This is a genomic window from Terrabacter sp. P2_E3 (assembly GCF_056403915.1).
This window is the reverse complement of record NZ_JBFUEN010000003.1, coordinates 54,623-79,782: the sequence shown is the minus strand read 5'-3', so window position 1 is coordinate 79,782 and position 25,160 is coordinate 54,623. Positions and strand designations below refer to the sequence as shown.

The 25,160-nt window shown below is 69.9% G+C and carries 22 protein-coding genes and 1 pseudogene; 7 read left to right on the top strand and 16 right to left on the bottom strand.

Annotated features, from left to right (window positions below; genetic code table 11):
- Positions 1 to 162: 162 nt before the first annotated feature.
- The 4 genes from AC1DW8_RS03615 to AC1DW8_RS03600 form a co-directional block, all read right to left on the bottom strand.
- A complete protein-coding gene (locus AC1DW8_RS03615) occupies positions 163 to 957 on the bottom strand; it encodes a trypsin-like serine protease (protein WP_056825803.1) in 795 nt (264 codons plus the stop codon).
- Positions 958 to 1,093: 136 nt separating this feature from the next.
- On the bottom strand, positions 1,094 to 1,663 hold the full coding sequence (locus AC1DW8_RS03610) for an NADPH-dependent FMN reductase (protein ID WP_056775113.1): 570 nt from the start codon (positions 1,661 to 1,663) through the stop codon (positions 1,094 to 1,096).
- 85 nt (positions 1,664 to 1,748) lie between these two features.
- A complete protein-coding gene (locus tag AC1DW8_RS03605; RefSeq protein WP_478091932.1) occupies positions 1,749 to 2,576 on the bottom strand; it encodes a sterol desaturase family protein in 828 nt (275 codons plus the stop codon).
- Entirely contained in the window at positions 2,576 to 3,313 is a 738-nt protein-coding gene (locus tag AC1DW8_RS03600) for a FadR/GntR family transcriptional regulator (RefSeq protein WP_478091930.1), read from the bottom strand. Before AC1DW8_RS03600 ends, AC1DW8_RS03605 begins: the two co-directional genes overlap by 1 nt.
- A gap of 84 nt (positions 3,314 to 3,397) precedes the next feature.
- Here AC1DW8_RS03600 and AC1DW8_RS03595 point away from each other — a divergent pair, with 84 nt between their 5' ends.
- Positions 3,398 to 3,913, top strand: a complete 516-nt coding sequence (locus AC1DW8_RS03595) for a PaaI family thioesterase (protein ID WP_478091928.1) — start codon at positions 3,398 to 3,400, stop codon at positions 3,911 to 3,913.
- Positions 3,914 to 3,918: 5 nt separating this feature from the next.
- Here AC1DW8_RS03595 and AC1DW8_RS03590 read toward each other — a convergent pair whose 3' ends face one another.
- Positions 3,919 to 4,530 carry a TetR/AcrR family transcriptional regulator gene (locus AC1DW8_RS03590; protein WP_056775394.1) on the bottom strand — a complete coding sequence of 204 codons (612 nt, stop codon included), beginning with the start codon at positions 4,528 to 4,530 and terminating at the stop codon, positions 3,919 to 3,921.
- Between the two features lie 73 nt (positions 4,531 to 4,603).
- Between AC1DW8_RS03590 and AC1DW8_RS03585 the strand changes: the two genes are divergently transcribed.
- Together AC1DW8_RS03585 and AC1DW8_RS03580 are read left to right on the top strand one after the other, a co-directional pair.
- Complete coding sequence (locus tag AC1DW8_RS03585) at positions 4,604 to 5,104, top strand: cupin domain-containing protein (protein ID WP_056825794.1); 501 nt, start codon at positions 4,604 to 4,606, stop codon at positions 5,102 to 5,104.
- Positions 5,105 to 5,180: 76 nt separating this feature from the next.
- A complete protein-coding gene (locus tag AC1DW8_RS03580) occupies positions 5,181 to 5,615 on the top strand; it encodes a DUF309 domain-containing protein (RefSeq protein WP_478091925.1) in 435 nt (144 codons plus the stop codon).
- Positions 5,616 to 5,649: 34 nt separating this feature from the next.
- On the opposite strand, the gene AC1DW8_RS03575 is transcribed toward AC1DW8_RS03580, so the two are convergent.
- From AC1DW8_RS03575 to AC1DW8_RS03550, 6 genes are all read right to left on the bottom strand, one after another.
- Positions 5,650 to 6,819 (bottom strand): XdhC family protein, encoded by a 1,170-nt coding sequence (locus tag AC1DW8_RS03575; RefSeq protein WP_478091923.1) that lies wholly within the window; start codon positions 6,817 to 6,819, stop codon positions 5,650 to 5,652.
- Positions 6,812 to 7,963 carry a vWA domain-containing protein gene (locus AC1DW8_RS03570; protein ID WP_478091921.1) on the bottom strand — a complete coding sequence of 384 codons (1,152 nt, stop codon included), beginning with the start codon at positions 7,961 to 7,963 and terminating at the stop codon, positions 6,812 to 6,814. The genes AC1DW8_RS03575 and AC1DW8_RS03570 overlap by 8 nt, the downstream gene beginning before the upstream one ends.
- On the bottom strand, positions 7,960 to 8,847 hold the full coding sequence (locus AC1DW8_RS03565; protein WP_056825789.1) for an AAA family ATPase: 888 nt from the start codon (positions 8,845 to 8,847) through the stop codon (positions 7,960 to 7,962). The genes AC1DW8_RS03570 and AC1DW8_RS03565 overlap by 4 nt, the downstream gene beginning before the upstream one ends.
- Before the next feature lie 48 nt (positions 8,848 to 8,895).
- Positions 8,896 to 9,639, bottom strand: coding sequence for a nucleotidyltransferase family protein (locus tag AC1DW8_RS03560; RefSeq protein WP_478091919.1), 744 nt, complete (start codon positions 9,637 to 9,639; stop codon positions 8,896 to 8,898).
- A 49-nt stretch (positions 9,640 to 9,688) separates the two neighbouring features.
- Entirely contained in the window at positions 9,689 to 9,886 is a 198-nt protein-coding gene (locus AC1DW8_RS03555; protein ID WP_478091917.1) for a hypothetical protein, read from the bottom strand.
- A gap of 307 nt (positions 9,887 to 10,193) precedes the next feature.
- Positions 10,194 to 10,475, bottom strand: coding sequence for an ASCH domain-containing protein (locus AC1DW8_RS03550; protein ID WP_478091915.1), 282 nt, complete (start codon positions 10,473 to 10,475; stop codon positions 10,194 to 10,196).
- 795 nt (positions 10,476 to 11,270) lie between these two features.
- Between AC1DW8_RS03550 and AC1DW8_RS03545 the strand changes: the two genes are divergently transcribed.
- On the top strand, positions 11,271 to 14,129 hold the full coding sequence (locus AC1DW8_RS03545; protein WP_478091913.1) for a helix-turn-helix transcriptional regulator: 2,859 nt from the start codon (positions 11,271 to 11,273) through the stop codon (positions 14,127 to 14,129).
- 458 nt (positions 14,130 to 14,587) lie between these two features.
- Here AC1DW8_RS03545 and istB read toward each other — a convergent pair.
- Positions 14,588 to 15,383: pseudogene (gene istB / locus AC1DW8_RS03540) on the bottom strand (IS21-like element helper ATPase IstB).
- Complete coding sequence (gene istA, locus AC1DW8_RS03535; RefSeq protein WP_478091911.1) at positions 15,383 to 16,642, bottom strand: IS21 family transposase; 1,260 nt, start codon at positions 16,640 to 16,642, stop codon at positions 15,383 to 15,385. Before istA ends, istB begins: the two are co-directional and overlap by 1 nt.
- Positions 16,643 to 17,190: 548 nt before the next feature.
- Here istA and AC1DW8_RS03530 point away from each other — a divergent pair.
- Complete coding sequence (locus AC1DW8_RS03530; RefSeq protein WP_478091909.1) at positions 17,191 to 18,444, top strand: Vps62-related protein; 1,254 nt, start codon at positions 17,191 to 17,193, stop codon at positions 18,442 to 18,444.
- A 376-nt stretch (positions 18,445 to 18,820) separates the two neighbouring features.
- Here AC1DW8_RS03530 and AC1DW8_RS03525 read toward each other — a convergent pair whose 3' ends face one another.
- On the bottom strand, positions 18,821 to 19,729 hold the full coding sequence (locus AC1DW8_RS03525) for an NAD(P)-dependent alcohol dehydrogenase (protein WP_478091906.1): 909 nt from the start codon (positions 19,727 to 19,729) through the stop codon (positions 18,821 to 18,823).
- A 353-nt stretch (positions 19,730 to 20,082) separates the two neighbouring features.
- Here AC1DW8_RS03525 and AC1DW8_RS03520 point away from each other — a divergent pair, with 353 nt between their 5' ends.
- Complete coding sequence (locus AC1DW8_RS03520; protein WP_478091904.1) at positions 20,083 to 20,787, top strand: class I SAM-dependent methyltransferase; 705 nt, start codon at positions 20,083 to 20,085, stop codon at positions 20,785 to 20,787.
- Positions 20,780 to 21,943, top strand: a complete 1,164-nt coding sequence (locus tag AC1DW8_RS03515) for a glycosyltransferase (protein ID WP_478091902.1) — start codon at positions 20,780 to 20,782, stop codon at positions 21,941 to 21,943. The genes AC1DW8_RS03520 and AC1DW8_RS03515 overlap by 8 nt, the downstream gene beginning before the upstream one ends.
- A 514-nt stretch (positions 21,944 to 22,457) precedes the next feature.
- Here AC1DW8_RS03515 and AC1DW8_RS03510 read toward each other — a convergent pair.
- Together AC1DW8_RS03510 and AC1DW8_RS03505 are read right to left on the bottom strand one after the other, a co-directional pair.
- Complete coding sequence (locus AC1DW8_RS03510; RefSeq protein ID WP_478091900.1) at positions 22,458 to 23,663, bottom strand: hypothetical protein; 1,206 nt, start codon at positions 23,661 to 23,663, stop codon at positions 22,458 to 22,460.
- A gap of 336 nt (positions 23,664 to 23,999) precedes the next feature.
- Positions 24,000 to 25,067, bottom strand: coding sequence for an IS110 family RNA-guided transposase (locus AC1DW8_RS03505; RefSeq protein ID WP_478091898.1), 1,068 nt, complete (start codon positions 25,065 to 25,067; stop codon positions 24,000 to 24,002).
- Positions 25,068 to 25,160: the final 93 nt, after the last annotated feature.

Sequence of the window (25,160 nt, the reverse complement as noted above, 5' to 3'; positions counted from 1 at the left end):
TATGCCGTGTGGCTGGGACTGCGCCTGCGCGCGGTCCCAGCCGCCGGCCCGAAGTCACGGACGTGGGTCGAGGTGTGGGCCGGTTGTCCTGACCCCGCCGTGCAGCTCGGCGACACGGCATACCCAGGTGGTGCCTGTTGGCTGCGGGCCCGCGTGCGGTCGTCAGTCCGCGAGGAAGCCGTTGACGAACGCGAGGACGTCGGGCCGGTCGACCCGGAACACCCCGCCGGTGCCGGCGCACGTCGGGTTGATCCCGAAGGACGTGACGCCCGCGACGACGTTGCTCGTGCCGAGGAAGTTCGGGCCTCCGGAGTCACCGAAGCACGTCCCGCCGGTGTTGGCGTTGTTGGACAGCAGCAGCGACTGGGGGCCGGTGAAGCCGGTGTTGATCTGCAGCAGGTGCGGGTGCGCGACCATGCGGATGCGCAGCGCCGACTCCTTCCACGCGGCGGCGTCGGGGAAGGCCTTCTGGAGGCCGTAGCCGACCGAGGTGAACGTCGTCGCGCGGCTCGGCTTGAGGGCGTCGAGCTGGTTGGTCGAGGGCAGGGCGCCGTAGGTCGACATGGGCATCGGCGTGTCGAGCACGACCACGCCGACGTCGTGGAGGAAGAACGCGTCCGTGTCGAACGAGGGGATCGTGTGCGGCGTGCCGCCGACGTCGCCGTTGCGCGGGTAGCCGTTGCCGGGGATGCCGTGCTCGACGTCAGCGGCGAACCAGATCTCGACGTGGGCAGCGGGAGCCTCGGTGCAGTGACCGGCGGTGAGGTAGACGGTGGGGCTGAGGAGCGTACCGGAGCAGCGCCACAGGGGGTTGCCGGCGGCGTCCTGGGCGACCATGAGCCCGACGTAGGGGTGGCCGTTGCCGTCGAGCGTGCCGTTGGTGACGGCACCCGCGGGCGCGGACGCCCCGAGCAGCAGGGCGAGGGTCGCGACGAGCGCGAACCAGATCTTCTTCATGTGAGTTGACCTTTCGAGGGCGGGCGCGCCGAAGCGCGTGGCTCGTTCCCCCGAGGTCCCGCCACGGTAACCCGGCACACGGCCCGCAGGTGCCTCTTCGTCCAACCGATCCGAGGCATCGGGCCCGGTGTGGCACTCAGTGGCGGGGCAGCACCGTGAGGACGCGTTCGATGTGGTCGCGGAACTCCTGCATGAAGTCGGTGAGGAAGGTCTTCATCGACTCGTCGGTGACGTCGCCGTCGTCGGTGATCGTCCCGGGCGCGAGTCGGACGTAGGCCTCGGGCGAGGTCATCTGGCGGGCGTTGCAGAAGCTGAGGACGCCGCGCAGGCTCTGCTGGGCGAGCGCGGTGCCGATCTGTCCGGGCGAGGCGCCGATGACGGCGGCGGGCACGTGGTTGAAGGAGTTCTGGCCCCACGGGCGCGACGCCCAGTCGATGGCGTTCTTCAGGGCGCCGGGGATGGACCGGTTGTACTCCGGCGTGACGAACAGGACGGCCGACGACGCGGCGAGGGCCTCCTTGAGCGCGCGCGGCTCGGCCGGGTAGTCGGCGTCGAAGTCGGGGCTGTAGAGCGGGAGGTTGCCGATGGGGATCTCGGCGAACTCGAGGTCCTTCGGTGCGAGGCGGATCAGGGCCTTGCTCAGCGTCCGGTTGATCGACGCCGATGACAGGCTGCCGACGAAGTAGCCGACCTTGTACGTGCTCACGATGGGTCCTCCTGGTCGGGGAGCGGGGGCCGCGCCCATCCCTCCATCGTGGCCCTGGGGGCGGGCCTCGGCCAGCCGTGCGGATTCAGGTGCGGGGCTGCCAGCCCGGGCCGCGGGCGACGAAGCCCCACCGGTCGCGCCACGAGCGGGCGCCGCGGACGTCGGCCCAGATCGAGGCGTACTCGTGGGTGGCGACGACGAGCGGGTTGTAGGTGCGCAGCTGCTTCGTCAGGCCGTAGACGACGCGCTCACCCTCGGGCTCGAACGAGCGGAAGAGCCGGTCCCAGATGACGAGGATGCCGCCGTAGTTGCGGTCGAGGTAGGCGTTGTTCATGCCGTGGTGAACGCGGTGGTGCGAGGGCGTGTTCAGGACGAACTCCACTGGGCGCCAGAGCTTCCCGACGCGCTCGGTGTGCAGGAAGAACTGGTAGAGCAGCGAGATCGACTGCTGGAGGAAGATCGCCCAGACCGGCACGCCGAGGAGCGCGAGCGGCGCCCAGAACGGGATGCCGCCGAAGGGGGTCCACGTCTGGCGCAGCGCCGTGGAGAAGTTGTAGCGCTGGCTCGAGTGGTGCACCACGTGGCTGGCCCAGAGGATGCGCACCTCGTGGTGGGCGCGGTGGTACCAGTAGTAGGCGAGGTCCTCGGCGAAGAAGATGACGACCCACACCCACCACAGCGAGGTGTCGAGGCGCAGGGGCGTCACGGCATACAACGCGGCGTAGACGACGAGCTGGGATGCTTTGTAGAGGATCCCGACGCCGACGCTCCCGATGCCCATCGTGAGGCTCGTGACGGTGTCGCGGACCTCGTAGCCGACCTCGTCGTCGTCGGGCGCGAGCCACAGCGACAGCACCTCGATGACGATGAAGACGATGAAGAAGGGGATCGCCGTGACGATGATGTCGACCATCACGCCCCCTTGGTCATCGGGTCGAGCGTGCGACCGTCGTCGGTGAGCGAGGCCCACACGTCGATGGCCTGGGTGAGGATCGCGTCGGCGAGACGCGCGGCCTCGGCGGCGTCACCGGTGGCGATGGCCTCGGCGAGCGGCGCGTGCGGGAGCAGGTCGGCGCGGTCGCCGGCGAGCAGCGCATCCATGACGTCGGGGCTGCCGTCGATGGCGTGGACGAGCGAGTTGAGCGCGAGCCGGAAGGTGAGGTTGCCGCTCGCCTCGACGACGGCGAGCCAGAAGTCGCGGTCGGCGTCGTCGATGTCGGGGCAGCCGTATGCCGCCGCTGCCGCCACGACGCTCGCGCGTGCCGGCTCGGTCGCCCGGGTCGCGGCGAGCCGGGAGGCCTCGATGCCGATGCAGCGGCGCATCTCGAGGCCGTCGCGCAGGATCATCGGGTCGAGCCCGTCGCCCGACCGGGCGAGGTGGGCGAGCAGGTCGAGGCCGGCGGTGCTGCGCACGTCGAGGACCGTCGTGCCGCCGCCGTGGACGACGCGGACGAAACCGGCGAGCTGGAGGCGCTGGAGGGCCTCGCGAACGGCGTGCCGGTTGACGGCGAAGGAGGCGGCAAGCTCGCGCTCGGGCGGCAGCGAGTCGCCGGGGGCGAAGCGGCCGGTGAGCACGGCGTCGCGCAGCTCGGCGAAGACCTCGTCGGAGACCGACCGTCGCGGGACGGGGCTGAATCCACTCTGACTCATGTCGTCGAGGATGACACCGGGTGCGTCAACTCATCAAGAGGTTGGACCAATTCGTGACCGGGCGCACGCTTGTAGGTTGGGCGCATGCCGGACACCGACGTCGACATCGCCCGCGCTGACGATGCGCTCAGCATCCAGGAGCGGCTCTACCCGAGCCTCCCGTGCTTCGGCTGCGGGCAGGGCAATCCGAAGGGGCTCCAGCTCAAGAGCTATCCCCTCGGGGACGACCGTGACGGTGACAGAGGCGCGGGCGGCGTGACGGCGGCGTTCACGCCGTGGCCCGAGCACGACAACGGCCTCGGCTACCTCAACGGCGGCATCATCGGCACGGTCCTCGACTGCCACAGCGCGGCCGCCGTCATGCTCGAGGCCGAGCGCCGGGGCTGGCCGCCGCTGCCGGGCGCCGACCTCTCCTACGTCACGGCCGGGCTCGACGTGCGCTACCTCCGACCGGCTCCCCTGCACGACGAGGTCGAGCTCTTCGCGACCGTCACCGAGTCGGACGAGCCGCAGATGACGGTCTCGGTCGAGCTGCACTTCGACGGCAAGGTGCGCGCGCAGGCGACCGCCGTCTGGAAGCGCTGGCGCCCTCGCACCTGAGCCTCTCAGGCCAGCGGGCCGCCGTCCGCGAGCGCTGCCGAGAGCATGGCCGCCGCGGACCAGCGCATCGTCCGGGCTGCGGCTTCGCGGGAGAGACCCGCGACGTCGGTGAGCCAGACGAGGGACTCGATGCCGATGGCGCTGCGGACGGCCAGCGTGAGGCGGTGGATGGCGTCCTCGCCGAGCTCGGCCCGGAGCGGCTCCAGGGCCGTCTCGATCCAGCCGATGGCCCGCCCCTGCCGGAGCGGGAGGTCGGCTCGACGCTGGGGATCGGGGTCGAGGGACAGGCGCAGCATCGTGCGCTGCTGCGCCTCGGTCGACAAGATGAGCTCGACGAAACGGACGACCACCGCGTCGAGCCGGACGGCCACGTCCTCGGGGGCGTCGGCGTCGAGCAGCGTGGGCGCTGCGACCTCCGGGTGTGCTGCTGCGAGCAGGGCTGCCTGGTTGGGGAAGTAGCGGTAGGCCGTCGTGCGCGAGACCCCTGCAACGGCGGCGGCCTCCTCGACCTTGGGCGCGCGGCCGTTGGCGACGATGTCCTGCGCGGCAGTCACGAGGGCCTGCCTCGTGCGGCGCTTGGGGTTGACGTAGCCGCCCTGCTCGTAGGGGGTTGACATGCTGAACATGGTACGTCAGTCTCAATTTGGTACGGCAGTACCAAATGCTGCCGCCGACGAGAGAAGGCGCGACATGAGCGCTACCGAGATGGTCCCGTCCCTGGTCCGCAACGCGGACGACGCCGAGCGGCGGTGGTTCTACGGCGGCGGGGTCCACACCTGGCTGGCGCGCGCTGCGGACACGGGCGGCACCTTCCTGCTGTGTGAGATGTCGATGGAGTCCGGCAAGGCCACGCCGCTCCACACCCATCCCGCCGACGAGACCCTCGTCGTCCTCGAGGGAGAGCTGCTCGTCCACCTCGACGGCACGGACCACCGCGTCACGGCAGGCGGGGTCGCGCTCGCACCGGCCGGAGTGCCGCACGCGTTCCTCGTCGGCTCGGAGGGCGCGCGGATGCTGTGCCTGCACACACCAGGGACGTGCGAGGCGTTCTACCTCGGGGCCAGCGAGCCCATCGACGCCGCGACGAGCACGGGGGTGGTCGACTTCGACCGCATCGCGGCCTCGGCCCGCGAGCACGGCGGCATCGAGCTGCTCGGCCCGCCGCCGTTCTCGTCGCGGGTCGACGGGTAGGACCGGACCGCGAGGGCACGGCCTACGGTGGGCGTATGAGGCTGCCCATCCGACGTCACGTCCAGCGGAACCTGCGGTGACCGGCGCGAGCGACCGCGACCGCGACGGGGCCGGGCGACCCCGCCAGGAGCGACCCCGGGATGCTCTCGGTCGGCCGCTGCCGTATGGCGCCGAAGGTGTCGAGCCGGTCTCCGAGGAGCCACTCCCGCCGCACGAGAGCCTGGCTGCGGCCAAGGCCCTCGTCGAGGAGGGGCGGCCCTTCTCGGCGCACGAGGTCCTCGAGGCCCGCTGGAAGGCCGGGCCCGATGGCGAGCGTGACCTCTGGCAAGGCCTCGCCCAGCTCTGCGTCGCTCTGACGCACGCCGCTCGGGGCAACGGGGTCGGGGCTCACCGGCTGCTCGACCGTGGCGTCGACAGGCTCCAGCAGTATGCCGCGAGCGGGGGTCCCACCTACGGGCTCGACCTCACGGCCGTCGTCTCCTGCGCGCGTGACCGGGTCGCTTCGCAGTAGCCGACCGACGGCGGCACCGCCGACAGCGGAGTGCTCAGTGGCCGAGCGGGTTGTCGTGCGCGGGATGATGGTGGTGGATCGGGCCCTCGGTCGCGGCGAGCCGCTCGCCGGCGCCGCCCCACCGCAGCGCGATGATCTCGGCCGCGATCGAGACCGCGGTCTCCTCGGGGGTGCGGGCACCGAGGTCGAGGCCGATCGGTGAGCTCATCCGGGCCAGCTCGTCGTCGGTGAGGCCGGCCTCTCGCAGCCGCTCGAGCCGGTCCTCGTGGGTGCGCCGCGAGCCCATGGCGCCGATGTAGGCGACCTCGGGCAGCCGGAGCGCGACCTCGAGCAGCGGCACGTCGAACTTCGGGTCGTGGGTGAGCACGGCGATGACGGTGCGGCTGTCGATGCGGCCCTCGTCGACCTCGTTCTGGAGGTAGTCGTGCGGCCACTTGACGACGACCTCGTCGGCGCCGGGGAAGCGCGTCTTCGTCGCGAAGACGGGCCGGGCGTCGCACACGGTGACGTAGTAGCCGAGGAAGCCGCCGACCCGCGCGACGGCCGCGGCGAAGTCGATGGCGCCGAAGACGAGCATCCGCGGCTTCGGGGCGTGCGCGGCGACGAAGACCCGCATGCCCTCGCCGCGACGCTCCCCGTCGGGGCCGTAGGTGAGGATGGCCGAGCGGCCCTGTGCCAGAAGGCCTCGGGCGTCGTCGCGTACGGCGTCGTCCGCGCGCCCGCTGCCGAGCGAGCCGAGCACGGAGGTGTCGTCGTCGCCTTCGTCCTCGGCGTGCACGACGACGCGGCGGCCGACCCACGTCGGCTCGGGGTGCTCGATGACGGTGACGACGGCGACGGGCCGGCCGGCCGCGATGTCGGCGGCGACGTCGCCGAGCTCGGGGAACGTCTCGCGGGAGACCTTCTCGACGAAGACGTCGAGGATGCCCCCGCAGGTCAGCCCGACGGCATACGCGTCGTCGTCGCTGACGCCGTAGCGCTGGAGCACCGGCCGGCCGGTCTCGACGACCTCTTGGCTCAGCTCGTAGACGGCGCCCTCGACGCAGCCGCCGGAGACCGAGCCGACGGCCTCGCCGCCCGGGCCGACGAGCATCGAGGCGCCGGCCTGGCGTGGCGCCGAGCGCCACGTGCCGACGACGGTGCCGACGCCGACGGTCTCGCCGGCCGACCACCACCGCATCAGCTCGTCCATCACCTCACGCACGGGCCACCACCTCGATCAGCTCCTCGAACGCCGCGAGCGAGTGCCCCGCGACGAAGTCGTCGATGTGCGGCAGGGCCGCGACGATCCCCTGCTGCACCGGCTCGTAGCCGACCTTCCCGCGGTGCGGGTTGGCCCACACGACCCGGTGCGAGAGGGCGGCCAGCCTTCGCATCTGCTCACCGAGCACCTCCGGACCCTCGCGTTCCCAGCCGTCGGAGATGACAACGACGACGGAGCCCCGGGCCATACCCCGCCGGCCCCATCGGTCGAGGAAGGCGCCGATGGCCTCGCCGAGGCGGGTGCCGCCCGACCAGTCGGGGACGACGCGTCCGGCGGCGGCGAGCGCGCGGTCCGGATCGCGCTCGGTGAGCGCCCGGGTCACGTGGGTCAGGCGGGTGCCCATGGTGAAGACCTCGACGTGGGGCACCGTGCGCACGAAGACGTGGGCGAGGCGGAGGAGGCTGTCGGCATACGGGCTCATGGAGCCGGAGACGTCGATGAGCAGGACGATGCGGCGCGGGCGGGTGCCGCGGCGGCGGTGGTGGATGCGGCCGGGCTCGCCCATCCGACGCAGCTGCTCGCGGAGCGTGGCGGGGCCGTCGACGGTGCCGCTGCTCGCGCGGACGTGGCGGCGGGCGCGGCGCAGCGGCGAGCGGGGGTCGAGGCTCGCGAAGAGGCGCGCGGCGGCCGCGCGGTCGGCGGCGCTGAGGCTCGCGACGTCGCGGTGGCGCAGCACCTCCTGCGCGCTCGCCTTGGCCTGGATCGTGTCGGCGTCGCCGTCGCCGGCCTCCCCCTCGCTGTCGCCGAGGGGCGCCTGGCGCACGGGTGGACGCTGGATGTCGACGCGGCGGCCCTGCGGGATGGACTCGCCGCCGAACCACCGCTCGAAGAGCTCGTCGTATGCCGGGAAGTCCGCGGGCGTGGACGTGAGGGTCGAGCGGCCGGCCCAGTAGACCCCGTTGCGCTCGCCCATGCCGACGGTGGCCGCAGCGACGAGGAAGGTGCGCTCGCGGTCGGCGGTGACGTTGATGCCGGCGGCGCGCAGGGCGCGGGCAAAGCCGAGGAGCAGCTCGTCGACGTCGGGCTCGGTCTGGGGCCGGGTGGTTGCGGCGGGGCGCGCGGCGGGCGTGAGGTCTCGGGTCATGCGGTGAGCAGCTTGTCGAGCGAGGCGCGGATCCGCTCGGAGTCCTCGCGATACTTCAGGGCGGCGCCGAGGGTGGCGGCGGCGACCTCGGCGTCGAGGCGGGTGGCGCCGACGGTCTCGAGGGCGCGCGCCCAGTCAAGCGTCTCGGCGACGCCCGGGGGCTTGATGAGCTCGCCACCCGTGCGGAGGCGCTGGACGAGGGTGACGACCTGCTCGGCGAGCGCGGCGCTCACCTCGGGCAGGCGCGTGCGCACGATCTCGAGCTCGCGGGCCAGGCCGGGGTGGTCGATCCAGTGGTAGAGGCAGCGGCGCTTGAGCGCGTCGTGCAGCTCGCGGGTGCGGTTGGAGGTGAGGACGACGATCGGCGGGGTTTTGGCTGCGATGGTGCCGAGCTCGGGGATCGTCACCTGCCACGTGCTCAGGACCTCGAGGAGGAAGGCCTCGAACTCGTCGTCAGCGCGGTCGATCTCGTCGATGAGCAGCACGCAGGGGGCTTCGCGCAGGGCCTGGAGCACGGGGCGGGCGAGGAGGAAGCGCTCGTCGAAGAGCTCGGCCTCGAGGGCCTTGGCGTCGTGGTGCTCCTCGCGGCTGAGGGCCTCGACGGTGCGGAGGTGGAGGATCTGGCGCGGGAAGTCCCAGTCGTAGAGGGCCTGCGTCGCATCGATGCCCTCGTAGCACTGGAGGCGGATCAGCTTGAGGTCCAGCGCCTGGGCGAGGCCCTCCGCGAGAGCGGTCTTGCCGGTGCCGGGCTCGCCCTCGAGCAGGATCGGGCGGTTCAGCCGGGTCGCGAGGAAGGTGATCGTCGCGAGCGCCTCGTCGGCGAGATAGCCCGTGCCGCCCAGGGCGGTCGTGACGTCGTCGGCACTGTTGAACAGGTGATCCATCCCCTGAGCATCACTCATGAACGGGGGTTGCGGAAGCGGAGGGCCTCTTCAGCGAGACGTGTCGAGCTCCTCGCGGGTGTCGACGTCGCGGCCCGTCGCGAGGTCGCCGCACTCGATGAGCTCGTGAGGGGTGGTGCGGAAGTAGTGGCGGGCTCCGTGGTCGCCGGTCGCCGAGGCGATGACCTGCTCCCAGTGGTCGCGCCCGATGAGCGCGGGGTGTCCGGGGACTCCGTCGTATGCCGCGCGGCGGAGTGTTGCTCGGAGCTCCTGGTTGGTGGGGGCGGCTGTCTTGTGGAGCTCGACGGCGTGCTCGTCGGGGTCGGGGTGCGGTGAGTGGGCGTTGTCGACATGGCCGGGGGCGTCGAGGACTCTTGCGACGACCTCGGGTGTCAGGTCCGGGAGGTCGACGAGGGTGACGAGCACGGCGTCGACGCAGCCCTCGCCCTCATGGGTGGAGCGAGTGAGCGCGGTCAGTCCGGCGCGGAGGGAGGCGCCCATGCCCTCGTCCCAGTCGGGGCAAGTCACGACGTCGACATCTCGGCCAAGGGCGGTGACGATCGCCGTCACTTCGTCGGCGGCGGCACCGACGACGACGGTGATTCCGGAGCAGCCGCCGGCGTGGAGCAGGGAGACGGCGCGCTCGACAAGAGTCGGCTCGTCAGGGTGTCGGCGAACCAGAGCCTTGGGGCCGCCCATCCGCCTGCCGGCACCTGCGGCCAGGACGAGCCCGCGGACGTGGGCGGCTCGACCGTGGGTCGCAGCTGGGTGAGGTGCGGTGTCGCTCTCGGTCACACCCGGAACCTACCCGTCGAGGTGCACCTGATCGCTGCTGCGCAGTGGCTCAGATCGGCACGTGGCCCGTGTTGATCAGCAGCACCATCTCGTTGTGGAGTCTGCGCTTGTCGGTGAGCGGCGCCTGCGAGTACTGCGCGGCAATCGTCAGGACGGTGTGCCCGACGTCCGCGATCGGGAACCTCACCGGCGCGGGTGGGATGGGCACGAGCGCGGCCGCCGCGTGCGGCACTGCCAGAGCCGCCACGGCGAGGAACAGTGCGATCGATGCACGGCGTCGGATTCGCCTCGGACGGTGCTGCTGCACCGCTGGGCTGCGGTCGGACGCGGTGAGGGCCTCTGCGCCACAAGGTGTTTGGGTTCGGTTCCTGGCAGCCATCGGAGTCCACCTCCAGTCCTACGAGAACTTCCGATCCCCCACTGTGGGCCGCCCACGGCGCGCTGTCTGTGCGCTCGGCGACACACCGACCAGAACGGGGTGAGAAGCGAGAAAGAGCGGCGCTGACTGCCGCGGAGACATCGCGGTCGCACGGTGCAGCGGCGTCGCGTCGCGGTCACACGACGTGAAACTGGATCCGGTAGACCAAGGTGTCGTCGTGGATCGGCCCGGAGTGCGCGGCTCGATCGCGAAGCGCCTCGAGGTCGGTCTCGCCCGATGCGCGCACGTCCTCGTAAGTCACGCCAGAGAACGGCATGACCTCCATGACGTCGACCCTTATGACGACCCCCGCGGTCCGGTATCGGCCCCCGACCTTGACCTGCGGGCGGTCCCACCGGCGGATCGTGACGGTGATCTCCCCGCAGGCGATCGCGGCTCGCAGTTCGCGACTGAACATCACCTCGACACGCTACGTCGCGCAGACCCGGCCCCGGCTCATCCGAGGGGCGGTAGTGAATGTCGCCCCAACAGCGCCTTGCCATCCGCGCGCGCCAGACGACGGCCTCACGCAGCCCTGATGACGGCGCAGACATGCCCCGAATAGGCGCTACCGGACCCTTGGAGCCTGAATCAACGTCGTCGCTGACGGGGCGAACGCCATGCGCAACCCCTCGCGCCGGCGGTGAGCAGAAAGGCTGCCGGGCGGCCCAGTCATTGCCTCAGAACATCTACGCCCCTTCCGCCGCGAAGCGCTCATCACAACCTGCGTCGAGCCGCGTGTCCACCGATTGGTGACGAGCATAGGTAGTCGCGGGCGCAACACTGGTGGAACGTCCGATGTGGTGAACGGGGGTGTCCACCGATCGTGGAAGACGTCGGCAGGGTGTCGACAGAACACGATTCAGGAGCACGCCATGAACCTTCGCACCACGGCGATCACGGTGATCGCCTTGAGCACGTTTGCTGTCCCAACGGGCCTGGCAGCAGCCGGCCCACTGCCCGATCCGCCGCCTCCCCCGCCCCGGACGGCCGTCCTCGGTGGCACAGACCTCGGCGCCATCCGCGCGGAGCTGAGCGGGGCCTACCGGGCCGCGCCCTGGGCCGGCAAGCGCCGCCTACACAACGAGATCACCCTTCTGCTAAACCTCGGGAATTCAGCGCTCTGAGGCGGTTTGCCCGAACCGGTCCGTCGCCCCCGCCCGCAACCTAGGCTGGGAAAGCGGTAGGGGCGGCGGTCGACGGAGGTCCGAGGATGAGCGTGACCGGAATCGAGCCGCTGATCGGACGGGAACCGGAACTGGCGTTGGTCGACCGGCTCCTCGATTCGCTGGCGGACGACGCTGAACCAGATGTCTTGCCACGGGCGCGGGCGCTGCTTTTGGTGGGAGACGCGGGCGTGGGCAAGACGACGTTGGCCCGGGCCATCTTGGCGCGCGCTGCCCAGCGGCGGCTTGCCGGCGGGGAGGGCCACTGCCTGGACCTCTCGACCGGCACCCCGTTCGGGCCGGTCGTTGAGGCTCTGCGCCAAGTGCTGACTTCGCGTTCGGCCGATTCAACATCGATCCCAGCGGCTGCCCGGTGGCTTGCCGGGGACACCATGGTCAGCGGTGACGTCCTGGAGCGACTTGTCGCAGCGGCCGCCGCGCTGGCCGTGGAGCAAGCGCTGGTCCTTGTTGTCGAGGACCTGCACTGGTCCGATCGCTCCACGAGGGACTTCGCTCTGGCGCTCGTTCGTACTTGCCGGGCACGGGTGCTGCTGGTGGGTACGGTCCGCTCCGACGACCTGAGCGCTGAGCACCCGGACCGGTCTGCGATTTCCGAGCTGGCGCTCTCACCCGGAGCGGTGCGGTTGGAACTGGGGCCCCTCAACGCGGACGAGCTCGCCGAGCTCGCGAGGCGCCTCCTGGGACACGCACTCTCCGCGGCCGAGTTGGCCTCGGTCCTGACCCGGTCGGGAGGCAACCCGCTCCATGCGGAGGAGATCATGAAGACCCCGACCGAGCCGGTACCGGCGTCCCTTCATGACCTGCTGCTGCGGCACGTCACGCAACTGTCGGCGCCCGCGGCTGCGTTGGTGCGCTTGGCCTCCGTGGGCGGTGCGGCCATCGACCTCGACGTGTTGCAAGAGGCGTCGGGCTTGGACTCCCCGACCTTTGAGGCTCTGGCCCACGAAGCGCTTGACGCGAGCGTGTTCACCAGCCACGGTGACCAGGTGCTGTTCCGGCACGCGCTGCTGCGTGATGCGGTCGAGGTGGGCCTTCTGCCGACCGAACGGATCGCCTTTCACCAGGCGTACGCCGATGTCCTGAGCCGGCTTGGCCAGGTCGGGACTGCGGCCGTCCGGTGGCGCGTCCAAGCGGCCCTGGCCCTCCACGCCTCCGCTGCCGGCGACGCGGGGACCGCTTTTGGCGCGCACATCAAGGCGGGGCTTGCAGCCAAGCAGCACGGCGCGCCCGAGGCCGCCGACCACCTAGAAGCCGCGCTCGTCCTGTGGCCCCGGGTGCCGGACGCAGCCGAGATCGCGGGCCTCACCGATGCTGAGGTCGCGGCCCTGGCCGCCGAGTCGCTCGTGAGGTCTGCTCATGACCAGCGCCCCCAGCGACTGCTGGCGGATGCCATGCGCCTGCTCGATCATGTGAGAGATCCACTTGCGGCGAGTCGGGTGCTCACCATCTTCTCCTATTACTGGGGCGTCGATGGTGACAGTCTCGTGGACAACTGGGCGGCCGCCGAGCGCGCCATCACCCTCGCCTCCGATGCGCCGTCCGCGGAGCTGGCCCAAGCGCTGGCGACGAAGGCCCGCCTGCACCTACAAGTCTTCGAGTACACACAAGCGCTGGACGCAGCGGAAGCTGCCGGAAACGTCGCGCGAGCCGTGGGGGCAGGAACTGCAGAATACGTGTGCCAGATGGCTGTCGCCCGAGCCCAGCACGAGCTCGGACGTCTGCCCGACGCGCTGGCCGCCAGCCGGGCAGCCGTCGAGCTGGCCGAGCAAGAGCAAACGCCAGGGAACGCACTCGCACAGCGGGCGGACCTCGCGTGGGAGTACATCTGTGCCGGCCGGCTCGACGAGGGCTGCGACCTTGCCAAACAAGGCGAAGATGCCGCTCTCGAGCAAGGACTCATCCGCATCGCGAACTCCAACGCCGAGCAGGAGCTGGACGTTCTGATCTGGCGCGGTCGGCTCGCCGACGCAAGGAGACGCCTCGACGGTCTCACCGCCCGGGGATATGTCGAGCACAGACGTCGATGGGCCGAGGTGGAACTGCTCATGGCCGCCGGTGACCACGATGCAGCACTGGCCATCGAAGAACGGACCATCGCGGCGAACCACGGACCACACCTCTACGCTCCGGGCGACACGCTACGGCGGGTCGAGCTGTTCGAACAGCTGGGCCACACGGCACGCCAGCTGCTAGCTGCTTCCCAATTGTTGGCGAACCCCAAGACGGAGTCACCCGTGCAGGCCGCCATCCGCGCCCGGTGCGCGATGCAGGCACTCTGCGCCGCCGGCAGGACCGGGCACCAAGTACCCGACGGACTGCCCCAAGCAGCAGAAGGCGCCTTGGCCGCCGCCGAGGCCGGCCTCAGCCCGGACTGGGCCGCGTCGATCTACGGCGCACACCTAGCCACAGCCCAGGCCTTCGCCGCACGGCTGAACCGGCAGCCCGCCATCGACGAATGGGCCCGCGCCGCCGCCGCCGCAGAGCACTTCGGTGCGTACTTGGCACTGCGCCCCCAGCTCGAGCACGCCCGCGAACAGCTGATCCACGGACAACGCGAGGACGGCAAGGAGAGCCTGATCGCACTCTGGCGCTCCGCTGAGTCCATGGGTGCAGCTTGGTACGCGGACCAGGCAGTCTCAGAGGCGCGACGGCATCGGGTCCCGCTACCCGCCAGCGCAGCCGACGCCCCACACCGCCAAGATCGCCTCACCCCGCGCGAGCGCGACGTCCTCGAAAAGCTCACACAGGGGGCCACGAACCGCGCCATCGCCCGGTCCCTCTTCATCAGCGAGAAGACCGTCGCGCTGCACGTCAGCCGAATCCTCGCCAAGCTCGGCGTCGCGAACCGCGGGGAGGCGGCAGCGTTGGCCCGACGATCGAACTGAACAGACCCGGGACCCCAGGCCTCCACTCAACCCGAGTCGGTTCTCACACCCGCTCGACCCTCGCTCCTCGCCGAACTCAACCAAGACCCCGCGTACCAGGTCGTGCGCGAGCCGGGGAGCGCGATGGGGCTATGCGAGTCACAATCCACATCCGGACATGCGGCGAGGCGCGTAGACGACCCGCGTCACTCCGCCGCTTGTCGGTTGCGTGAGCCCGTCAAGGATCGCCGCTCGGCAATGCGCGCTCAGCATGGTCGAGCGCATATATATTCTGCCAAGTCGACCGTGACCCGACGTGAACGATGCGATGGGCATGCGGCCAAAGCCGCCGACTCAGCTTGCGGGAGCGCCAGATCACGCGGTCTTGGGAGATGTCAGGCAGATATTGTCAACGGCGGCTGAAAATGGACCCCTTCGCGACGGGTGAAAACGGACCCCTCTCCTTGGGTTGGTCATGGTCAGTCCTCGGCGCCCACCGCTGTCGGGACGCGGCCTAGGTCGCGGTTCTTGAGCCGGTAGGAGTCGCCTTTGAGGTTGACGACGTCGGCGTGGTGGACGAGCCGGTCGATCATGGCGGCGGCCACGACGTCGTCGCCGAACACCTCGCCCCACCGCCCGAAGGGCTTGTTGCTGGTGACGATGAGCGAGGCCCGTTCGTAGCGGGAGGACACGAGCTGGAAGAAGGTTCGCGGCCTCGGGCTCGAACGGGATGTAGCCGACCTCGTCGATGACCAGCAGCGGGTACCGCCCGAGGCGTCGCAGCTCGTCCTGCAGGCGGCCGTCGTGGTGGGCGCCGGCGAGGCGGTCGACCCACTCGGAGGCGGTCGCGAACAGGACCCGGTGCCCGGCTTGGCAGGCGCGGATCGCGATCCCGGTCGCGAGGTGGGTCTTGCCGGTGCCGGGCGGGCCGAGGAAGACGACGTTGTCCTTCGCGGCGACGAAGTCGAGGGTGCCCAGGTGCGCGATGACCTCACGGGACAGACCGCGGGCGTGGTCGAAGTCAAACTCCTCCAACGCTTTTCGGGCGGGGAACCGGGCTGCGCGGATGCGGCCTTCACCACCGTGGGACTCGCGGGCGGCGACCTCACGTTGCAGGCACGCGGCGAGGAACTCCTCGAAGGTCCACGCGTCAGCACGGGCCCGTTCGGCCAGCCGCGGGACGGCCTCGCGTAGCGATGGCGCCTTCAACGCGCGGGTCAAGAACGCCAGCTCGGCTCCCACGTCCCGGGTCGTGGCGGAGATTTTGGCGGGCATCACGCGACCCGCCCGTCGGTGATCTCGTCGGTTTCGGTGATGCCGAAGGCGGTGTCGTACACGGAGAGGTCCCGCTCTTCGACCTGTTGGATGCCGTCGTCACCGGACCTCGTGGGTCGGTGAGCGGCGGTGTGGGCCAGCGCCAAGGCGGCGGCATGGTGGACCGGGTCGGTGATGCTCTGGTGTTTGGCCCAGCACCGTTCATGGGTGGCGACCGGCCGCCCGGCCAGGGTGACAGTCACGGTGTCCAGATCGGCGAAGACCTGCACCGTGCGACCGACCGCGACCGGGTCCACCGAGTAGTCGTTGCCGGCCACGCGCACGTAGTGGTCCCGCCCGAGGCGGAGCTGGTGGCGCCAGCCCGGGACCGGGGCCACCGGCGGCAGCGGCAGCATCGCGGCCCGGTCGGCGTCCCACCGCGCCGTCGGAGCGCACCCGATCCGGCGCACGATCCGGGTGTTCGCCACCGGCAGACACGCCTTCAGCTGAGCGTTGAAGTCACGCGGGCCGGTGAACGTGCGCCCGGGCAGGAACGAGGTTTCCAGGTACTGGTTGGCCCGCTCCACGATGCCCTTGGCCTCCGGGTCCCGCGGGCGGCACTGGTGCACACCGCAGCCCAGAATGCCGCGGAAGGCCTCGAACTCCTCGGTCAGCCGGGGCCTGCCAGCCCGCCAGGACCCGACCGCCGACTCGTTGTCCCACACCAGCTGCCGCGGCACCGCGCGCAGGTGCTCGCTCAACAACAGCCAGTGCCCCGCGATCAAGTCCGGCGCCGCACGGGAGGCGATCATCACCGCGAACAGCATCCGCGAGTGCCCCGCGGCCATCACCAGCACCGGCGGCCGCGCCACCTGCCCGAACCCGAGCGGGATGTCGACCGGCGGGAACCACAAGTCGCACTGCACCCGGTCCCCAGCGACATACGCGGTGCGGGTGGCCGGGTCCGGCGGCAGGAACAACGGCCGCAGCTCACGCACCCGATCCTTCAGCACCGTCAACGACCGCTGCCAGCCGACCCGCTGCGCGATCACCGTGGCCGGCATCGTCGGACACGAGCGCAGCAGCTCGATGATCGCCGGCTCGACCGCATCCACGCACGAGCCCTTCCCCGGCCGCTCGTACCGGGGCGGGCTGTCCTTGGCCAACGCCCGCCGCACCGCGTTCCGGGAGATCCGCAACCGACGCGCGATCGCCTTGACCGGCATCTGCTCGGCCCGATGCAACCGGCGAATCTCTGCCCAGTCCTCCACGCTGATCACCCTCCACAGGCTCACGGAGAGGGGTCCGTTTTCACCCGTCGATCAGGGGTCAGTTTTCACCCGACGCCGACAGATATGAGAGCGCCACGGCCGGCACGGTCTTGGCTGGTTACAGAGAGGGACCGCCCGGAGGTCGAGAGCCTCTGCCCGGATTGAGGGGGACCTTGACGTTGCAGCGTCGGTAATCCCTGAGGACTACTCGCGCTGCCCGACGTCCGGGCTTGTCCAGGTGTGGGAGCAGTTGCGCGACAGTGCTGCAACTGCGCTCGAAGCCTTCATGGGGCGCGGGGACGGCCCGAGGACCTTGAGGTTTCGTGATGCGGAGCAAGACACCTTCTCCGTATGAACGCGCGACGTGACCGCTCCTCGGCACTCCGCTCTGCGCAAGACCGGACGTTCCGTGGACCGAGCTTGGGGACAGGAACCGACCCAGGCGGCACCGGCCACTTTGCCCATTTCGCTGCGGCACATATCGGACAAATGTAACGTTTCGGCCACACCCGGTGCCGAGTCACGGCAGCTGAGTGTCTCCAGGGAAGAGAGCAACGATGACCGCTATCGCACCGGACACTGAAGCAACAACATGGCTGGTCGGGGGTGCTCTCGAGATCGGCTTCACGACGACCTTCGACTGGGTCTACGACGACAAGGGCACCGGCGCCGCCGCGTGCGGCTCGTTCTGGCATCCCAACGTCTCGGGCATGCTTGGCTACTGGTCGTTGGGCAGCCTCGGGGTCAACAACGGCGGCAACTACAACTACAACCCGTCAGGTGACCGGGCCATCGTCGTCGTCAAGGACTTGACCGGCACGGCGCTGGCCGCCCCCACCGGCTACACCCAGATCTGGGCCGACCACGGCTCCGGCGGTAACAACGACGGCTCCGTCTGGCGACCGATCGCTCCCGACGGCTACATCGCGATGGGACTGGTCGTGGTCGGCGGCTACAACCAGCCGTCTCTGGACGCCGTCCGTTGCGTCTCCCAGTCGCTGGTCCACCGGGCCACCCCAGGCGCATCGGTGTGGTGCGACGCGGGCAGTGGCGCCCACGGCGACTTCGGCTCGTGGGAGGTCCTCCCGCCCGCCGCCGCGCCGGGCACGCTGTCGCTGGCCCCCGGCACGTTCTGTGGGTCAGGGTCCTATGACGAGAACACCGTGCGGGCCGAGCCGACGACCCTCTACTCCTTCGCGGTGGCCCTTCCCGAGCAGCCTGAACCGGCGCCGCCCGCCTACCCGGCGCTGACGAGCAACGTGAACCCCGGACCGTTCGGCGCGGGAGCAGCCACCGTCACCAGCAGCCTGCCGTGGTTCGCCGTCAATGACCCTGACTACCCGGCGCTACAGAGCATGGTCAAGTCGCCGACCTACCGGCTCGAGCGCACCGACAAATGGGCCTTGGACGACGCTTTCTGGTTCAACGACGAGTCGGAATCCATCACCCGGGAACTGCAGGTCACCGTGGGAGTGAACGGCAGTAGCGCCACCTCGTTCGCATCCGAGACGGGTATCGAGCTGGGCTTCGAATACGGGTTCAGCAAGCTCGTCAAGGGCAGCGTCAAGCTGAGTCAGAAGTTCACGTATACGACCTCCAGCTCCAACGGGTGGAGTAGCGAGACCTCGAAGAAGACGACATACGTCGTGCCTCCGATGACGGCCATCGCCATGTACGTGCTGAACAGCACGTACTCCCTCTATCGCCAAGACGGCTCGCAGGTGAACACGGACAGCGCCGGGTACAACGTGCCCGCCACGATCTACGTGACCCAGTTCCCGCCGGCGAAGCCCAAGGTGGCCAACGAGTAGTTTTCCCCTTCGACGTAGGGCTCCCCGGACCCGCAGAGTCCGGGGAGACCTACGTCCCCGCTTAGGGCACCGGCCCCCGACCTCGAGAGCGTGCGGGAGGGGCGCCTATTTGACGCCTGTCACAACGTGACCTTGACGTAGTTGAGTACTGTCGCCCGCCCACCTCTCACGTTCCGGTGCTGTCATATACAGCTCGCGACGCGTCGTACCAGGGGCTCCAACAGCAACTTGTGTCTTTCCGTCGCTAAGCCACCCGGATCTGCGGATGAACTCCAAGTCATCCGCCCCGCGCGGTTGCGATGACTCTTCAGGGTGACTCTTTATGTGGCCGTCCGCGGCGAGGCGTCCCCGTTCAGACGGCCCGAGCGCGCCGTGTTCAGGTTGGGGTGATGACGACCTTGCCGAGGGCGCGGCCCTGCCCGACGTGGGCCAGCGCTTCCGGTACCTCATCGAGTGGGTAGGTGCGGTCGATGTGGATGCCCACCTGACCGGCGAGGCACAGATTGGTCAACGGCTGGAAGTGGGCCGGACCCGGCTTCACGGCTAGCACCCCGAGGTGGCGGCCCGTGATCATGCCTACCGTCGCACCGATCGTGAGCACCCGAAGCAGTGATCGGACGGACCCGCCGACGCATCGGTACCAGCCGCCGGGAGCGAGCGCGCGACGGTAAGCGAAGACCGACCGGTGGGCCACGAGGTCCAGGATGAGGTCGTACGGCTCGTGGCCCCGGGTGAAGTCATCGCGGCGGTAGTCGATCACCTCATCGGCACCGAGGGTCCGCATGAACTCCAGCTTGTGTGCGTTGTCGACGCCGGTGACGTGAGCACCTGAGCGCTTGGCTAGCTGGATCGCGAAGGAACCAGAGCCGCCGCCCGCACCGTTGATGAGCACTCGGCTCCCGGTCGAGGCGCGGGCAGTGCCCTGAAGCGCGATCGCGCCGGCCTGCGGGATCGTCGACGCCTCGGCGAAGGTCAGCTCCGCTGGCTTGAAAGCCAGGGCCGACTCGCGGGCAACCGAGTACTCGGCGAAGCCGCCCATGAGCTGCAGGTTGTCGCCGTAGACCTCGTCATCCGGATGGAATCGAGTGACGCCCTGGCCGACTGCCTTGACAAGCCCGGCGATATCCGAGCCAAGCGTCGGACGTCGCGGCGCGCGCAGCCCACCCATGCGCGCGTACAAGGGCGAGCCACGAAGGCCCTCCCAGTCGCTGAGGTTGATCGACGTTGCCGCGATCTTCACCAGGACCTGCCCGGCAGCGGGGGACGGAGTCGGGACGTCCTCCATACGCAACACGTCGGGGCCCCCGTAGCGCTCGTATACGACAGCCCTCATGTCCCCTCCAACGCGGTCATGCCTCGATCCTGTCAGGCCTGCGCCAAGGGCCTGCGTCCTTTCGCCGCCAAGCGGTCACGTCCTACCGCCGCGTGAGGGGGCGCCTGCCGTGTTCCGGACGTGCCGAGTCGCCACCGTTGCAAGGGCCAGTTGACTGCGCTCGCTCGGGCCGTCGCGTTACGAGCGCGCCCTCCCGGGCGGCCATTGGACGTCATCGGTTACCTCTCTGACCAGCACTCGGCGGACACGATGCAGATCGATGACACACCTCCGCTTGTGGGTCCGTCACGCGCTACGGTCGGCCTGTGGCCGTGCCCAGTTTCTCGACGCCGGCAGGTCGTGGCTTCTCTGACGGGGCCGCCCTGCACGGGCTTACTGCACTGTCCGGCCCGTACTTGCCGTGGAGTTCGGGCGCGATGCGACCCGCCGGGCTCGTGACCGTGTGCAACGACATCGTCCTGAACGAGCGGCGTCGCATCGTCGAGCTGGGCAGCGGTGTGAGCACCGTTCTGCTGGCCCGCCTGCTGCACCAGCGACCACCGCCCGGTGGCTTCCTCATGGCGAGCGTCGAGCACGACCCGGTCTGGGCCCGGTGGGTGCGCGACCAGCTCGATCGCGAAGGCATTGGGACCGATGTCACGATCGTTCCAGCGCCGTTGGTGCCGCACGCCCGCGCCGACCCCGGCCTCGCTTGGTACGACGAGGCGGCCCTGGCCCAGGGACTTCGCGAAGCGCTACGAGGAGACTCGATCGACCTGCTGTTGGTGGACGGCCCGCCCGCTCATGCCACCGGCCACGGCTTGGCCCGCTACCCCGCCCTGCCGGTTCTCGCAGACCTCCTTGCCCCGGGCGCCACCGTCGTTCTCGACGACACCGATCGTCCCGGGGAGCAGGAGGTCCTGCGCCGGTGGGAGCACGAGACCGGCCTCACCTTCGACCGCAGCCCCGAGCGTGGGGGCGTAGCCGTGGCCCGGCTGGCCGCCGAGGGCTCGGGCCCCAGCCATGGCTGACCCGACCTCGACGGGCCGGCGGCCGCTCACCATCGCGCGAATCATCGGAGTGCTGGAGCGTGGGGGGGCCCAGCTCTCCGCGCTGCGGCTGTCCGCCGCCCTGCGCTCCGAGGGTTTCGACACCCGCCTGTACGCCGGGGACGCCACCGACGAAGGGATCGCCCTCGCGGCCGCCTTCGACGTGCCCGTCGAGACCTTCGCTCGGGAGGCACACCTGCAATGGGTGCCGTCGACCGATTTCGCAGCATGGCTGCGCCCCCGCCTGGCCGACGCCGACCTCGTCCACGCCCACATGTTCGGGGCCTGGTGGGCGGCAGCCGCCGCCGTGCCCGACGGGGTTCCGCTCGTGGCCTCCGAGCACAACGCCATGACCTGGCCGTACGGCGACCATGTCGCCCAGGCCCGCGCCGCCGCCGGACGCCTTGCGGCCTTCTTCGCCCACGGCCCCGCCGCACGCGGCTTCGCCGAATCACTCGGCGTCCCGGAAAGCCGGATGCTCGAGGGACGCTCCATCGTCGACGGCTTCGATGCGCGACCGCTGCCCGGCCTGCCCAGCCTCAGGGTGACCTTCGCCGGGCGCCTGCACCCCGAGAAGGGTGTCGACGTCCTGCTCGAGGCACTGGCCCTGCTCCCCGATCCGCCGACGACGCTCCTCCTCGGAGACGGCCCGCTGCGCGAGTCCCTCACTGCCCGGTCGCACGCCCTCGGCCTGTCCGACCGGGTTCTCCTGCCGGGATGGGTGCGTTCGCCCGGCTCCTACATCTCAGGAGCCAACCTGCACGTCGTCCCGTCCCGCGAGGAAGCCTGGTCCCAGAGTGCCGTCCTCGCCCTGGGCCTGGGGGTGCCCGTCCTTGCCAGCGCCGTCGAAGGGCTGCCCGTCACGTTGGGACAGGGCCGCGGTGTGCTCGTCCCGCCCGAGGACCCCGAAGAGCTCGCCTGCGCCATCGACGAGCTCCTGCACGGGCGGGGGGTACCCGACCCCACACCGGGGCGCGTCTACGCCGCACGCTTCACCCCTGAGCAGATCGCGCCGTACTACGCCGACACCTACCGGCAGCTCATGCTGAGCAACCGGCCACCCCACATAAGTCCCTCGCCTCACCGCAGCGAGCCGCCGACGCACCCGCGTGACACGAACCGGTCGATCGAGCCGTGACCGGCTCACCGCTGCGTCATCCCGCCGCCTGCCGACCCGCCCCAGCGGACCTTAGCGGAGCGACTGCACTCGGGATCCGTCAGTAACATCTTGGCCATGTCGGGGCTCCGCCGGAGGCACGCCCTCGCTGCTGCCATCTGGGTCCTCGCGACAGCGCCGATAGTGGTCTTCGCCGTCACCGACTGGTTCCTCGATCTCCTGCCGACACCGGGCATCCGTGGGTGTTTCCGTGCTCGGGGTCGGGTCCGCGGTTTGCTGGGCAAACCGACTGGACAGCACCGAGGGACGCTCTAGTCGCCGTGGCACACGCGGCTACCGCGGTCGGCACGCGCTTGGACGTGGCGGCGAATCACCTGATGATCCACCTCAGTTCACAATCTCAGCGTGACGACGGGGATGGATCTCGGTTCGACAGGATGCGCCCGGCCATGGCGCGAATCGCTCGTGTCGAGCCTGCGTCACATCCGCAGTCGACCGCGGCTGTTGGAGACGGCAGAATCGCTGCCCCCTGTACTCACACCTTTCCGGTCGAACCGTTCCTTGCGCCCACCGCTCTGAGGCCGATCCCCACAACGGCGCCCGCGACCAAAGCCGCCTTTCCTGCCTCAGCGCCGGCGCGTTTCAACTGCTGCGGGTCGCGGATCGCCTCACTCCATGGGACGACGTCGAGCTCTTCCCGACTGGGTTCGATGCCCAACGGTTCGTGGAAGTCCTCGATCGCAGCTGCGGTGGTGTTGAGGTTGTCGACGACCGCGCGTGCGGCCCTCACATGGAGGAGGATGCTCTCGTTGACGATTCCTCCAGCGGCATCCAAGTGCTTCATCAAGTTCGTCGTCCGCTCGAGTACCGCCTCCCGGCGCTGACGGCGGGTATCCGCCAGCCCCAGACGGTGGCCATCCAGGTGCTGCGGGGCCGTCGCGAGCACGTAGTCGAGCTCAATGATCGCGAACTGGTCCTGGAGTTCGAAGCAGCGGCCGAGGATCGCGAGCTGGACCGCGACCTGCTGCTCGATCTCCTGCGTCGTCTTCCTCAACTCCCCGGTCTTGCGCTTGCCCTCGACCTTCTCGGCGAGAGCGCCGAGCGCGAGGAGCGCCGCGCGTTGCACCTCGTGCACCGTCTCGCTCGTCGCGCTGACCTTCGACCACAGGGTCTCCGGATCGCCGCCTCGCTCGCGCAGGATCATCGCTTCCTCGATCGTCGCAGCAGCGCCGTGCAGCTTGGCGAGCACCGCGTCGCGCTGGGCCCGACGGACGTCGTCGAGCTTCTCGTCCATCCGGACCAGGAGCGCTCTGAGGTCGTTGGCTTCGGCCTGCTGGGCGAGCTGGGTCATGAGACCGCCGAGACCCGATAGCACCGCGGGGTTCGTCAGCAGTGCGACGGGGCCGTCCTCGGTCTGCAGCCACCCGCCGATCCTTCCGGGTACACCGAGCATGATGTGGCTGATGCCCTCGGTATCAGTCTTCATCAGCCCGCCGGCTTCTTTGATGCGCTCGACCGACTCAGGCGTGAGCTTCAGGTAGAAGGCTGACCTCTCGGCAATCTGTGACGCGATCTCGGCGAGTTCGCCTCCGGTCCGCATCACCCTTCTGAGCCTCGCCAAGGAGATGCGGCTGGCGTCAGGCAGCAGCCCCGTCTGGATCAGGAAACGCTCAACAGCTGACTGGTCGCCGACGACCACCAGCCCGTCTCCATCGCTGACCAGCTCGATTTCATCACCCAATGTCAGTCCCTTTCACGGCTCGGCGCTCAAGGTACCCGGAGCCCACGACAGCTCGTTCCAGAAGTCCCTGACTGTCGCTGTCAGGACCGGGCTCCCCGCGAAGGTCGCTCAGGCACTACGAGGGGGTTCCTTTGGGTCGCGTGGAGGGCGCATACGGCTTCCGCGCAGGAAAGGCGGTCCTGTGGCGAACTCGCGCCCCTGATCGTCGCGGTACACCGCCTCCGGCTCCCGTGAACTCGCCGCCCGGTGGGTCCGGTTGCCGAGACCCCGCCACAAATTGGCCGCGGGTGCGCAGACCGCTGACCTGTTCTGCCGGTGCGACGCTCCTATGGTTCGTCAAGCAGCTGCGGCGCCGTTTTCAAGTAGGCGGTAGAGGTCGCGGGCGATGTAGCGGGCAAGGCAGCGTTTGATCTCTCGGCTGGTCTTTCCTTCCGCACTGCGGCGGGCGACGTAGTCGCGGGTGGCTGGCTGGTACTGGATCCGGATCCGGATCCGGACCACGGTGTGCAGGGCTCGGTTGAGCTGGCGATCGCCGTAACGGTTGAGCCGATACCGGGTGGTGACCTGTCCACTGTTCGCCGGGATCGGTGCCACGCCGGCGAGCATCGCGAACGCCGCCTCAGAGTGCACGCGACCGGGGTGGGACCACGCGCACAACACCGTCGCAGCCACGATCGGACCGACCCCAAACTGCTCGAGCAGGTCGGGTCGCCAGCTGCGGATGATGCTCCCGATGGCCTTCTGGTGTTCACGTGCCTCTTTGAGCATCGCGTGCGCGCGACGCGCCAACGCCCGCAACGCCACCACGGTGCTGGTCGTCTCGATGTCCCAGCAGGAGTGCACGCGCAGGTTCGCGGCCGTGTTGAGCATCGCGGCACCCTTCTGGCCGCGGAACCGGGCTCGGATCGGCTCGGGCGCGGCGATGACCAGGCTGAAGACCTGCAGCTGAGCCTCGGTGGAGGCATTGATCGCGGAGCGGCGAGCAGTCAGAAGCACTGACAGTGCTCGGCGTTCGGCGCCACTGCGGGGAGTCCCCAGCTGGGGTCGAGCCAGTGCTTCACGCGCGGCCCGGATCGCATCGAGCGGATCTGACTTCGCCCCGTTGCGGCGCGCAGCCCGCTTCGGGCGGTCCAACTCGATGACGATCTCGCAGGCCTGCAGCAGGTGACGACTCAGACCGGCGCCGTGGCCGCCGGTACCCTCGACCGCCCAGGCCCGCAACGTCGCGTGGTTGTTGGCGAACTCCACCAGCTCGGCATAGCCCTCGGTTGTCGCCTCGACCGTGATCTCGTCGAGGAGACCACCGGTCGCGGTGTCGACCACGGCCGCGGAGTGAGTGTGGACGTGGGTGTCGACGCCGATGACGACATCGACCACCTCACGCAGATCGGTCAGACTGGCCATGCGTTCTCTCCTTCGCCGGATGGGACGTGGTTCCGGTCCGGGACGGAGGCTCGGCAGGACTGTGATGAGACACGCCAGGCGCTGCTAACGCCA